This window comes from Micromonospora sp. CNZ303 (assembly GCF_004345505.1).
Map to the genome: position 1 here is coordinate 41,594 of NZ_SLVT01000024.1, position 12,868 is coordinate 54,461.

At 73.8% G+C, this 12,868-nt stretch carries 10 protein-coding genes; 5 read left to right on the forward strand and 5 right to left on the reverse strand.

Annotation, left to right across the window (positions count from 1 at the left end):
- Positions 1–79 precede the first annotated feature (79 nt).
- A complete protein-coding gene (locus tag EV374_RS28560; protein WP_132240253.1) occupies positions 80–595 on the forward strand; it encodes a hypothetical protein in 516 nt (171 codons plus the stop codon).
- A gap of 363 nt (positions 596–958) precedes the next feature.
- Here the strand turns inward: EV374_RS28560 and EV374_RS28565 are convergent, their stop codons facing one another.
- A complete protein-coding gene (locus EV374_RS28565; RefSeq protein WP_207914639.1) occupies positions 959–1,963 on the reverse strand; it encodes an alcohol dehydrogenase catalytic domain-containing protein in 1,005 nt (334 codons plus the stop codon).
- Between the two features lie 130 nt (positions 1,964–2,093).
- On the opposite strand from EV374_RS28565, the gene EV374_RS28570 reads away from it, so the two are divergent.
- Positions 2,094–2,807, forward strand: coding sequence for a class I SAM-dependent methyltransferase (locus EV374_RS28570; RefSeq protein ID WP_132240255.1), 714 nt, complete (start codon positions 2,094–2,096; stop codon positions 2,805–2,807).
- A 549-nt stretch (positions 2,808–3,356) separates the two neighbouring features.
- Positions 3,357–3,533, forward strand: a complete 177-nt coding sequence (locus EV374_RS32800) for a hypothetical protein (RefSeq protein WP_165947935.1) — start codon at positions 3,357–3,359, stop codon at positions 3,531–3,533.
- Here the strand turns inward: EV374_RS32800 and EV374_RS28575 are convergent.
- The gene (locus tag EV374_RS28575; protein ID WP_132240256.1) at positions 3,490–5,118 is read right to left on the reverse strand and encodes a glycosyltransferase 87 family protein; all 1,629 of its coding nucleotides are present in this window, start codon (positions 5,116–5,118) and stop codon (positions 3,490–3,492) included. The two genes, EV374_RS32800 and EV374_RS28575, sit on opposite strands and share 44 nt — an antisense overlap.
- A 108-nt stretch (positions 5,119–5,226) precedes the next feature.
- Between EV374_RS28575 and EV374_RS28580 the strand changes: the two genes are divergently transcribed.
- Positions 5,227–6,921 carry a long-chain-fatty-acid--CoA ligase gene (locus EV374_RS28580; RefSeq protein WP_132240257.1) on the forward strand — a complete coding sequence of 565 codons (1,695 nt, stop codon included), beginning with the start codon at positions 5,227–5,229 and terminating at the stop codon, positions 6,919–6,921.
- 30 nt (positions 6,922–6,951) lie between these two features.
- Here the strand turns inward: EV374_RS28580 and EV374_RS28585 are convergent, their stop codons facing one another.
- Positions 6,952–7,317 carry a hypothetical protein gene (locus tag EV374_RS28585; protein WP_132240258.1) on the reverse strand — a complete coding sequence of 122 codons (366 nt, stop codon included), beginning with the start codon at positions 7,315–7,317 and terminating at the stop codon, positions 6,952–6,954.
- An 86-nt stretch (positions 7,318–7,403) separates the two neighbouring features.
- Positions 7,404–9,221, reverse strand: coding sequence for an acyl-CoA dehydrogenase (locus EV374_RS28590; RefSeq protein WP_486486016.1), 1,818 nt, complete (start codon positions 9,219–9,221; stop codon positions 7,404–7,406).
- Between the two features lie 649 nt (positions 9,222–9,870).
- Here EV374_RS28590 and EV374_RS28595 point away from each other — a divergent pair.
- Positions 9,871–11,451, forward strand: coding sequence for a pectate lyase family protein (locus EV374_RS28595; RefSeq protein ID WP_132240260.1), 1,581 nt, complete (start codon positions 9,871–9,873; stop codon positions 11,449–11,451).
- Between the two features lie 158 nt (positions 11,452–11,609).
- On the opposite strand, the gene EV374_RS28600 is transcribed toward EV374_RS28595, so the two are convergent.
- Complete coding sequence (locus EV374_RS28600) at positions 11,610–12,782, reverse strand: alanine--tRNA ligase-related protein (RefSeq protein WP_132240261.1); 1,173 nt, start codon at positions 12,780–12,782, stop codon at positions 11,610–11,612.
- Positions 12,783–12,868 lie beyond the last annotated feature (86 nt).

The following is a 12,868-nucleotide window of genomic DNA, read 5'->3' on the forward strand; positions in this document are numbered from 1 at the left end:
TCGATCGACCGTCACGGCGCCGCCCTGCTCCGCCCTAGCCTTCGAGCAGGGACAGGCGGAAACAGCTCCGCAGTCCTTCATGACCCGATCGGAGGAGATCATGGGAAAGCTAGGAACCCGCATCGCGGCGGCAGCGGCAGCGGCCGTACTGACGGTCACTGCTCTTGTCGTGACCAGCGCTGGCGCATCCGCGAGCCCGAGTACCGTGGCGGCAGCCGCATGGGAGAACGACCAGGTCGTAGCCGCGTCGGCACCCGGCTTGTCGAACTCCGTGTGCCAGGCCGGCCCGTACGGCAAGTCGTGTTTCCAGAAGTACGGCGACAAGTTCTGGGTGGTGGACACCTACACCAACGGTCGCGGCCACTATGCCCAGTGGGAGAACTGGCTGCACAACGGAAGCACCTGGGTGTTGTACCGCCAGGGCACGTGCAGCAACGATCTGACCACCGGGGTCTGGGGCCACTGCAACAAAGAGTTCTATGAGGACAGCACCAGTCCCAACGCGCTCGGCGGCCGCGGCAGCGGAATCAGGCTGTACTCGTGCGACGCTCTGGTCGGTTGCCAGGGGTACACCTGGATCCTCAACAACGGCTAAGGCGGACGATGGGGTCGAAGACTGGTGACCGGAGCCGCTCTGCGACCCCATCCTGCGCCGACTGACGACTGAGCCCAGAGGCGGCGGGGCCGATCGACGCCCTGGAGCCGGCGAGATCTTGGCAGGAATCGGCCCTCGGAGGGGCCCGAATCTGCCAAGATCTCATCGCGCTGCGCCCGCCGGTCGGATCGGTGGGACCCGCTGATCATGAAGTTCCTCGAGTTCTACGGCGGCGGCCGCGATCTCCACCCGTCCCGGCTGGCGGAGGGTTGGGGCGCGCCCCTTCGCACACCGGCCGCCGGGTCATGATCGAGCCGCCGTACCACATCGCCATCCTGCCCACCGGCGTGTACCCGGGGCCGCTCAGGGGCGCAGGATCAGCCGGATCGGGTCGCCCTGCTTGGTCTGCACCCGGCGCACCGCCTCCTCGGCGTCGGCCAGCGGCAGCACGTCGCTGATCGACGCCGACAGGTCGAGTCGCCCCTGCCGGGCCAGGGACACCAGCTGCTCGACGTGCTCGCCCTCCGAGCCGTAGTGGCCGAGCACCGCCTGCTGGAAGTAGGTGAACGGGCTGTCCGAGGCGATCGTCACCGGCTTGTTGGCGATGCCCGCGAGGACCAGCCGGCCCCGGCGGCCCAGCACGGTCAGCGCCTGCTCACGTACGGCGGTCACCCCGGCGAAGTCGAACGCGACGTCCAGCCCCCGCCCGCCCGTCAACTCCAGCACGGCCTCGCGGAACGCGGGGTCGGCCGGGTCGAGCACCGCGTCGGCCCCCAGGGCCGCCGCCCGGTCCCGCGCCGCCGCCAGCGGTTCCACCGCGATGACCGGGGCCGCGCCCACCAGGCGCAGCAATTGAACGGCGTGCGCGCCCAGCCCGCCCACGCCCCAGACCCCGACCGCCTCGCCGGGGCGGGTCCGCGCGGTGTCCGTCACCGCCGCCCAGGGGGTGGAGACCGCGTCGGGGATGATGCAGGCCTGCTCGAAGGGCAGGTCGTCCGGGATCGGCACGACGGTGTCCTCGCTGGCGACGACGTACTCGGCCCAGCCGCCGTCGTAGTCCACGCCCCGGGTCAGCACGGTGCCGCGCCGGTCCCGCTCCCCCGCCTGGAGCAGCACCCGCTGGCCGGGCCGCCAGCCCTCGACGTCGTCGCCGAACGCGTCGACCACCCCGGCGACCTCGTGCCCCAGCGTCACGGAGTCGCCGGGCAGGTACAGCGGCGTGAGGGTGCCGTCGATCAGGTGCACGTCCGACAGACAGACCCCCGCCGCCTCGACCCGGACGCGCACCTGCCCGTCCTGCGGCTCGGGCACCGGCACCGACTCCATCCGCAGCGCCCGTTCCGTCAGGTGCAGCCGTCCGGCCAGCATGTCCGCCACCGCGCGCCCCCTGCCCGGCCCCCGGTCGGGTGGCCCTCGACGGGTGGGCATACCCGGCCGGGCGGGAGGAATGCGTGCCGGCCGCCGGGGTCCGGGGCGGCGGCGGGTAGCATCCGGGCCCGTGGGCGTGCGATTCGAGGAACTGGCCTGGCGGGAGACCCCGATCGGCCTCATCAGCCTGCGCCGGCGCCGCGACCCGTCGCTCGACGTCGAGGTGTACGAGGTCAAGCTCGACGACGAGTACCTGATGTCCAGCCTCTTCCCCGTCGCGGAGATCGAGCTGGCCCGGCTGGGCCTGGCTCCCCTGTCCGGGCAGGGGCTCGACGTGGTCGTCGGCGGCCTCGGCCTCGGCTACACCGCCCGCACCGCGCTCTCCGACGAGCGGGTCGGCTCGCTGCTGGTCGTGGAGGCGATCGAGGACGTCATCGACTGGCACCGCCGGGGGCTGCTGCCCTTCGCCGCCGGGCTGGCCGCCGACCCGCGTACCCGGTTCGTGCGGGCCGACTTCTTCGCCGCGGTGGCCGACGGCACCGGCTTCGACCCACGTGAGCCGGGGCGGCGGTTCCACGCCGTGCTGCTCGACGTGGACCACTCGCCGCGCAACGTGCTGCACCCCGGCCACGCCCCCTTCTACACCCCCGACGGCCTGCGCCGGCTCGCCGCCCACCTGCACCCGGACGGGGTGTTCGCCCTCTGGTCGGACGATCCGCCCGACGCCGATTTCGAGGCCGTCCTCGCCGAGGTGTTCCGTACCGCTCGGGCGCACGTCGTCCCGTTCGCCAACCCGCTGACCGGCGGGCAGTCGGCCAACACCGTCTACGTCGCCCAGCGCTGACGCGGTCACCGGGCACCCCGCCGGGCGCCGACCGGAACGCTGCGCCTCCTGGGCGGGAGCCGCGGAAACGGAACGGCCCCGCTGCTCCACCTGGCCGGATCCGCCGAGCACCCCGCCGAACTGACCAGCGGACGCCGCGCCTGATCGGAACCGACGCCCGCAGCACGCACCGCCGCGATCTTGGACAGTTGTCGTTACCCGAGGACGACAACTGTCCAAGATCCACCCTGTCGACCGGCGGCGGGGCGGCCGGCGGCGGGGCGGCCGGCGGCGGGGCGGCGGGCGGCGGGGGCGGCCGGCATTGACGAGTTAGGTAGCCGGATGGTCGGCGGACCGTCGCGGCGTACTCCCGTACCGCCGGCTTCCGGGCGGCGCTGGACGCGGTGCTGGCCGACGCGGCGGCCCGGACCACGACGGTGAGGTCAGCGACAGTGCGCGCCACCGGCGTGCCGCGCGAGGACTTCGCCGGTCGCGGCGGCATGGCCGGGTGCGGGCCGGGAAGGCAGACGGCCAGGCCGCGCCGCGCGGCCGGAGTCACGGGAGGTGGACATGCGAGCCATGCTCTGGGCCGTCGGCGTCGTCGCCGGCGCGCTCATCCTGCTCGGGCTGCTGTTGGAGGCGGTCCGCTGGCTGGTGATCATCGGCGTGGTGGCGCTGGTCGCGGTCGTCGTCATGGTGGTGGTCAAGGGCCGGCGGGCGGTGCGCCATTCCGCCGGGCACCGCTGACGGCGAGCGCGGCGGCCAGCTCCTCGTCGTAGGTCGCGATCGGTCGCCCGTCGGCCGCGTAGGCGACCAGCCGGCCGTGGGTCATGGTCGCCGACCGGAACGAGAACGTCCGGGGGCCCGGGTGGGGCGCGAGCAGTGGAATGACCCGGGGCGCGCCACCGGGGGCGGAGTGGTATTCCAGCCGGGCGACGGCGGGCGACACCACCCCGTTGACGCGGACCTTGGTCTTCTCCCTGCGGGTGCCGAAGGTGACCGGCGCGTCCGTGCCGTACGCGGCGCACTCCGCCGGGCCCCGGCAGACGAAGAAGTAGCGCGGGTTGGTGACGTCGGAGAGCGCGTACGCCTTGAAGGTCGGATCGGCGCCGGCGGGCAGCGGCTGCACGGCGAAGAACGCCACGGCCAGCGCGGCCGTCGTGCCCACCCGCAGCCAGCCGCGGGCCGCCGGGGTCCGTCGGCCCGCGCCGGCCGCGGCCAGCGCCGCCCCGCCGAACCCGGCGAGGCAGAGCACACCGACGCCGAGGGCCCGGGCGTTCTCGAGGAGGAACTGCACCCCGGACGTGGTCGAGACCGGCCTGAGCGCCACCCCCAGCGAGACCACCATGGTCACCAGCAGGGCGCCGCCGGCGACCCGCCGGGCGACCCCGTCGGCCCCGATCAGCAGCATCGCCGCCAGCACCGGCCAGATCTGGTGGTGCGTCCAGGACACGGGGGACGCGGCGACGGTCGCGCAGCCGACGAGCACGGCGGCGTGACCGGGGCGCCCGTGCGCGGCCAGGTGCCGGGCCCGCAGCAGGGCCACCGCGCAGACGACGGCCACCAGGGCCACCCAGAGCAGCGGGAGCGACGCCTGGTCGAGGCCGAGGCGCAGCAGCATGCCGTGCACCGACTGGTTGCCCAGCGAGGCCAGGTTGCCGATCCGGGACGTGTTGCGCACCGCCTCGGTCCAGTACGTCCAGCTCTCCGCCGGGAGAACCACCGCGCCCAGCGCGGCGCAGGCCAGGAACGTGACGACGGCCCGCCCTGCATCCCGGTAGCGGCCCGTGACGAGGAAGTAGACCACGAACAGCAGCGGGGTCAGTTTGATCGCGGCGGCCACCCCGACCAGCACGCCCCGCAGCCGGGCCGGGGGGACGCCCATGCCGTCGAGCAGCGCGAGCAGCACGATGAAGACGCTGACCTGGCCGAAGCGCAGGTTGCTCTGCACCGGCGCGGAGAGCATCAGGGCGCAGGCGACGGCCGGCACGACCAGGTGCCGCTGCGGCCCGCCGGCCAGTACGCGGCCGACCGGCACCGCGATGGCGACCACCGCGAGGCAGATCAGCGCCAGCCAGACCCCCTGCACGACCCCCTCGGCGACGGCCGAGACCGGCCAGAGCACGAGCGCGGCGAACGGCGGGTAGGTGAAGGGGCCGCCGTTTTCGGCGGCGAACTCGTACAGCGGCCGGCCGGCCTGCAGGTGCAGCAGTGCGCCACGATAGATGTGCAGGTCGGAGAGACGGTCGGGGCGGAGCGTGACGAGCGCCGACGACCCGACGGCGAGCAGGACGAACACGAACCAGAGCGCCACGACCCGTCGATCCCGCACCGTCGGAGTCTACGGCCGGGGCCGGTCGGACGGGGACCCCGAGCGCTACCTACGCAACCGTAGGTTACCGTGAAGTAGGAGATGGTCAGGCACGCGCGGAGGAGAGACATGGACCTGAGTGCCGAGCGGCCCTGGCTGCGCAGCTACGCCCCGGGCGTGCCGGCGACCGTCGCGCCGTCCGACGAGTCGCTGGTCGACCTGTTGCGCGGGGCCGCCCGCCGCTTCGGTCCCCGGATCGCCCTGGACTTCTTCGGCGCCACCACCACGTACGCCGACCTGGACGAGCAGGTGGGCCGGGGGGCCGAGGCACTGCGCCGGCTCGGCGTCGGCCGGGGCGACCGGGTGGCGCTGGTGCTGCCGAACTGCCCGCAGCACGTGGTCGCCTTCTACGCCGTGCTGCGGCTCGGCGCGGTGGTGGTGGAGCACAACCCGCTCTACACCGCGCAGGAGCTCACCCGGCAACTCGCCGACCACGGCGCCCGGGTCGCGGTGGTCTGGGACAAGGTGGCCCATCTCGTCCGCGACAGCGCGGGCGCGACGGCCGTCGAGACCGTGGTCGCGGTGGACCTCACCCGGGCCCTGCCCCGGCGCAAGCGCTGGGCGCTGCGGCTGCCGCTGGCCCGGGCGCGGGCCACCCGCGCGGCGATGACCGGGCCCGCGCCCGGAGCGCTGTCCTGGGAGCGGCTGGTGGCCGAGGCCGGCCCGCTAGCCGCCGCGCACCCCGCCCCCGGCCCGGACGACACGGCGCTGTTGCAGTACACGGGCGGCACCACCGGCACGCCCAAGGGCGCCATCCTGAGCCACCGCAACCTGCGGACCAACGCGGCGCAGGGCCGCGCCTGGGTGCCGGGCCTGCGCGACGGCGAGGAGACGGTGTACGCGGTGCTGCCGCTGTTCCACGCGTACGGGCTGACGCTCTGCCTCACCTTCTCGGTGGGCATCGGCGCCACGCTGGTGCTGTTCCCCCGCTTCGACCTGGACCAGACGCTGGCGGCGGTGCGGCGCCGGCCGCCCACCTTCCTGCCCGCCGTCCCGCCGATCTACGAGAAGCTCGCCACGACCGCCCGGGAACGCGGGATCGACCTCTCCTCGGCCCGGTTCGCCATCTCCGGCGCCATGGCGCTGCCCACGGCGACGGTCGAGCTGTGGGAGTCCGTCACCGGCGGGCTGCTCGTCGAGGGCTACGGCATGACCGAGACCTCCCCCGTCGCGCTCGGCAACCCGGTCTCCCCCGCCCGCCGGCCGGGCACGGTCGGCGTGCCGTTCCCGTCCACCGACATCCGCATCGTCGACCCCGAGGACCCGTCGCGCGACCGCGCCCCGGGTGAGGCGGGAGAGCTGCTGATCCGGGGGCCGCAGGTGTTCGCCGGCTACTGGAACCGCCCGGCGGAGACGGCGGCGGCGCTGCTGCCCGACGGCTGGTTGCGTACCGGGGACGTCGTGGTGGCCGACGCCGACGGCTTCGTCAGCGTGGTCGACCGGATCAAGGAGCTGATCATCACCGGCGGGTTCAACGTCTACCCGTCGGAGGTGGAGGACGCGCTGCGCCGCGTTCCCGGCGTCCGCGACGCCGCGGTGGTCGGTCTGCCCGGTGAGCACGGCGGCGAGGAGGTGGTGGGGGCGGTCGTCCTGGACGAGGGCGCCGAGCCACCTGACGAGGCGAGCCTGCGGGCGGCCTGCCGGCGGCACCTGGCCGGGTACAAGGTCCCCCGCCGCGTGGTCGTCGTCGAGGACCTGCCCCGCTCCCAGATCGGCAAGGTCCTGCGCCGTGAGGTCCGCAACCGGCTGCTCGCCGACGGCTGAGACCGCCGGGCGGCACAGCCGACGCGCCGGTCAGGCGACGGGCGGGCCGGCCCGCAGGACGCGCCGGGCCCGGCGGCGGTCGAGCCACCGCGGCTCCGGCGGGTCCGTCGGATCGACGCCGGTGACCAGATCCAGCAGGATGAGCGCCCAGAAGCCGGCCGCGCTGAGCATGTTGCGGGCGCGGCCCGGCTCCGGCGCTCCCGGCGGCAGCACGACCTGCGCCCACCGCCAGGCCACCCAGGCGATCTCCCGGTCCGGGTGGTGCCGTCCGGAGCGGCTGAGCAGCCGGACCTCGCGTCGCGCGGGATCCGGCAGCCGCCACCAGCGCCGCAGGGTCTCCAGCCGTTCCTCGGCTCCGTCTGCGGGCGGCGGAACGGTCACGTCACCGGGGTTCATGGCTGGCAAGGATAGGCGGGCCGCGCACCAACGACCCCGGCGGGACAGCGCTCCCCCGCGAGGACGGCGGGGGCAGCGGGGGCGGGTCAGAACCAGTCGTCGCGCATCTCCAGCGTGGTCCGGTCGAGGCTGTCCAGCAGGTCGAACTGCGGGCCGGTGCGGGGCAGCTCGTGCCGGAAGAAGTACCGGGCGGCCTGCCGCTTGCCGGCGTGCAGGTCGGCGTCCGGGCCGTCGCCGGGGTCGCCGGCCGCCTCGACGACGAGAAGCTGCTCCAGCCACATCCACGCGATCACCACGTGGCCGACCGCCTCCAGGTAGACGCTGGCGTTGGCCAGCGCCACCTCCGGGTCGCCGGTGCTCCACAGTCGTCGGGTGACCAGGGCGACCCGGTCGAGGGTGGCGCCGAGCGGGGCGGCCAGCTCGGCGGCCTCGCCCCCGGCCTGCCACGCGCGGGTGGTCGTGGCCCGGACCGTCTCCACCAGCAGCGCCAGCCCGGCCCCGTCGCGCATGGTGACCTTGCGCCCCAGCAGGTCCAGCGCCTGGATGCCGTGGGTGCCCTCGTGGATCGGGTTGAGCCGGTTGTCGCGCCAGTGCTGCTCGACGTCGTAGTCGCGGGTGTAGCCGGAGCCGCCGTGCACCTGGATGGCCAGGTCGTTGGCGGCCAGGCACCACTGCGACGGCCAGCTCTTCGCGATCGGGGTGAGCACGTCCAGCAGCAGCCGCGCCCGCTCCCGGTCCGCCGCGTCCGGCGCGGTCTTCTCCTCGTCGAGCAGCCGACCGCAGTAGAGGACGAGCGCCAGGGCGCCCTCCACGTAGCTCTTCTGCGCCAGCAGCATCCGGCGTACGTCCGGGTGGGCGACGATGGGCACCTGCGGCGTGGCCGGGTCCTTGTCGGCCAGCGGTCGGCCCTGCGGGCGCTGGCGGGCGTACGCGAGGGACTTGAGGTAGCCGGTGTAGCCGAGGGCGGTCGCGCCGGCACCCACCCCGACGCGTGCCTCGTTCATCATGTGGAACATCTGCGCCAGGCCCTGGTGCGGCTCGCCGACCAGGTAGCCGACCGCGCCGGGGCGCCCGCCCGGCCGGTGCACGCCCTCGCCGAAGTTGAGCAGCGTGTTGGTGGTACCCCGGTAGCCCATCTTGTGGTTGAGGCCGACCAGCACGACGTCGTTGCGGGCGCCGAGCGCGCCGTCGTCGCCCAGCAGCACCTTCGGGACGATGAACAGCGAGATCCCCTTGACCCCGGGCGGGCCGCCGGGGATCCGGGCGAGCACCAGGTGGACGATGTTCTCCGACAGCTCGTGGTCGCCGCCGGAGATCCACATCTTGGTGCCGTGCAGCCGGTACGTCCCGTCGTCCTGCGGCTCGGCGCGGGTGGTGATGTCGGCCAGCGAGCTGCCGGCCTGCGGCTCGGACAGGCACATCGTGCCGAAGAAGCGCCCCTGCACCATCGGGCGGACCCAGGTGTCGATCTGCTCGGGGCTGCCGTGCGCCAGCAGCAGGTTGGCGTTGCCGAGGGTCAGCAACGGGTACGCCGAGGTGCCGGCGTTGGCGGCCTGGAGCCAGGCGAAGCAGGCGGCCCGTACGACGTGCGGCAGCTGCATGCCGCCGACGGACGCGTCCATGCCGGCGCCCAGCAGCCCGGTCTCGGCGAAGACGTCGAGGGCCTGCTTGACCTGCGCGATGGTGTGCACCCGGCGGCCGTCGAAGGTGGGCTCGGCCAGATCGGCGGCCCGGTTGTGCGGGGCGAACCGCTCGACCGCAACCCGTTCGGCGAGCTCCAACACGGCGTCGAAGGTCTCCCGGGAGTGCTCGGCGTAGCGGTGCCGCTCGGTCAGCCGGGTCACGTCCAGCCAGTCGTGCAGCAGGAAGCGCAGGTCGCGACGGGAGAGCAGGGTGGACGACACGGGTCTCCTTCCGTCGACGGGCGGGCCGTCGGCCGCGGCGCGGCCCGGCGACGCCCTCGCGCAGGTCATCCTGTCTGATCCGGCCGGCCACCGCACCACCCGACGCCGCGTCGTCGGGTGACCCGGGCCGTGGCGCGGCAACGCCGCCGGGCCACCGGCTGGCCCCTCCGGCCGGGGGCGAAGCGCGCCACCGGCGCCCGCGGCCCCCGCGCTGGCGGCCCGCGTCCGTGTCCCGCCACCGGCGCCCGCGCCCCCGCGCTGGCGGCCCGCGTCGTGTCCCCGCTGCCGCCGGCGGCGCGTACGGCGGCTGTCGGGACAGACGGAGCAGGGCATCACACCGCAATCCGGACAGGTTCTTGCCATATCGATAGACAGCTCCCTATCCTCGCTGGAAAGCGCTTTCCGGGCACGGGCGACGGCACCACCAGAGCGGATCTTGGCGGCCTCGCGGCCGACGCCGACGACCTCGACGGTCGAGGCCGAGGCGGAACCGCCGACCCGCTCGACATCGAAAGGAACACCCCCACAGCCGGGTCGACGAGCGACCCGTCCGGCGGCCGGCGACACGTCGGCAGCCTCGACGGCCCCGCCGGCCGGACCACGGCACGTGACAGCAACACCCGAAATTTCATACGAAGGTGAGGCAAGGATGAGACGACCAGTCGCACTGCGACTCCAGGTGGCACTGGCCACGACAGCCGTCGGGGCCGCGCTCGGCGTTGCGGCCCTGCCGATGCAGCAGGCGTCGGCAGCCGCCGGCGCCGCCACCGGCTACGCGACCCAGAACGGCGGCACGACCGGCGGCGCGGGCGGGCAGACGGTACGGGTCAGCACGGGCACCGGGATCCACACGGCCCTGTGCACCCGGGCCAGCAGCAGCACCCCGATCATCATCGAGGTGCAGGGGACCATCAACCACGGCAACACCGCCAAGGTGTCGGGCGACAGCTGCAACACCGCCGCCGGCGTGATCGAACTCAAGCAGATCAGCAACGTCACGATCATCGGGGTCGGCACCGGAGCCGTCTTCGACCAGTTGGGCATCCACATCCGCGACTCCAGCAACATCATCATCCGGAACGTGACGGTCCGGAACGTCAAGAAGTCGGGCTCGCCCACGTCCAACGGCGGTGACGCCATCGGCATGGAGAGCACCGTCCGCAACGTCTGGGTCGACCACGCCACCCTGGAGGCCTCGGGCGGGGAGTCGGAGGGGTACGACGGCCTCTTCGACATGAAGGACAACGTCCAGTACGTGACGCTGTCGTACAGCATCCTGCGCAACTCCGGCCGTGGCGGCCTGATCGGGTCCAGCGAGAGCGACCGCTCGAACGGCTTCGTCACGTTCCACCACAACCTGTACGAGAACATCGACTCCCGTACGCCCCTGCTGCGCGGCGGCATCGCACACATCTACAACAACCACTACGTGAGCCTCCACGAGTCCGGCATCAACTCGCGGGCCGGGGCCAGGGCCAAGGTGGAGAACAACTACTTCCGGAACTCCAAGGACGTCCTGGGCACCTTCTACACCAGCGAGGCCGGCTACTGGCAGGTCGCCGGAAACGTCTTCGACAACGTGACCTGGTCCAGCCGCAGCGGCGACAACAACCCGGCCGGCCCGAACCCGGTGTCCAACACCAGCGTCAGCATCCCGTACTCCTACAGCCTGGACGGGGCCGCCTGCGTGCCGGACGTCGTGCGCCAGACGGCGGGCGCCAACACCGGCCTGCGGGAGTCGAACGGCAGCTGCTCGCCGCAGACGCCGGCACCGACGCCGACCACCCCCACGCCGGGGCCGACCACCAGCCCGACGCCCGGGCCGACCAGCAGCCCCACCCCTGGGCCGACGAACCCGCCCAGCGGGAGCAACCTCAGCATCGGCGCCGGCTCCGACGGCTCCAGCAAGGCCGACGGCACGAGCTACGGCAACGTGCGCGACGGCAGCCTGAGCACCCACTGGTCGCCGTCGGGCGCGACCGGCGACATCTCGATCAAGTGGGGTTCCGCCACCAGGGTGGCCCGGGTCATCATCCGTGAGCCGTCGGGCACCCAGGGCAGCATCGGGTCCTGGCAGCTCGTCAACCACGGCACCGGGGCCGTCCTGGCCTCCGGCAGCGGGGCGGGCGTCATCACCTTCCCCTCGACGTCCCTGACCAAGATCACGTTCAGGATCACCGGATCGAGCGGCGCGCCGAAGGTCGCCGAGTTCGAGACCTACGCCAGCTAGTTGCCAACTGCCGTCCGGGACCGGCGAACCGGTCCCGGACGGCAGCGGCGACCCGCCCGGCGTCGACGCGGCGAGCGCCGCCGCCACCGGTCCCCCGGGCGACGGACGACGGACGACGGACGACGGACGACGGGCGCACGGGCGCACGGGCGCCGAGGTCAGGCCGCCTCGGCGAGCAGGCCGTCGACGAGGTCGCGCGGCAGCCCGTGGGTGTCGTGCAGATCGCGGTAGTCCGCCTCGGTCAGCGGTCCCCGGGACCGGCGCCGGGAGACCACCGGCCGCCCGCGCCGCAGCAGCTCCCGGAACCGCCGTTCCTCGCCGGAGAACACGTCGCGCACCTCGTCCACGCCGACGGGCTGCCGGAACCCGTCGAGGGTGTGCCGTACCGGCCCGGTCGGCAGGTCGGACAGGGTCCTGGACGCGTCGTCGCGCCACAGCGTGGTGAGCGTCCGGCGCAACAGCCGGCGCAGCACGTAGCCGCGGCCGGTGTTCGAGGGCCGTACGCCGTCGCCGACCACCGCCACGCCCGTCCGCAGGTGGTCGCCGACGAGGCGCAGCGACGCGTCGCGCAGGCCCCACACGTCGGACACGCCGCGCACCCACGGCACGAGGCTCTCGCCCTCGTAAACCGAGCGGTGCCCGCGCAGGACCATCTCCAGCCGTTCGAGGCCCATCCCGGTGTCCACGTTGCGTTGGCGCAGCGGCGTCAGCCGGCCGTCGGGGTGCCGGTGGTAGCGCATCCCCACGTGGTTCCAGACCTCCATCCACCGCTCGTCGGTGCCGGGGGTGCCGTGGGGCGGGCCGTCGCCGGTCCAGAGGAAGATCTCGGTGTCGGGTCCGCACGGCCCGGTCGGGCCGTTGGACCACCAGTTCTCCTCCCCGGTCAGCTCCACGGGCAGGCCCAGCTCGCCCCACGTCCGCAGCGAGGGCTCGTCCGGGCCGACCCGGTCGTCGCCGCCGAAGACCGTCACGTGCATCCGGTCGTGCGGCACGCCGAAGCCGTCGCGCAGCAGCTCGTAGCCCCACCGCAGGCTGCGCGGCAGGTCGTAGTCGCCGAGCGACCAGGAGCCCAGCATCCGGAACAGGGTCAGGTGGGTGGAGTCGCCCACCTCGTCCAGGTCGGTGGTGCGCAGGCAACGCTGCACGTTCACCAGCCGCCGGCCCAGCGGGTGGGGCCGGCCCTCCAGGTAGGGGGTCAGGGGGTGCATCCCGGAGGTGGTGAAGAGCACCGGGTCGCCCGGCGGCGGGATCAGGGAGCCGTCGGGCACGAGTTCGTGGCCGCGCTCGCGGAAGAAGTCGAGGAAGGTGCGGCTGATCGGGTCGTACGTCATGGCGGTGGCCTTTCCGGGTTTGACGGCCGGAAAGGGTCCGCCGCCGGCGACCGGCGGGCCGACGGGAACGAAGAAGCCGGCGGACC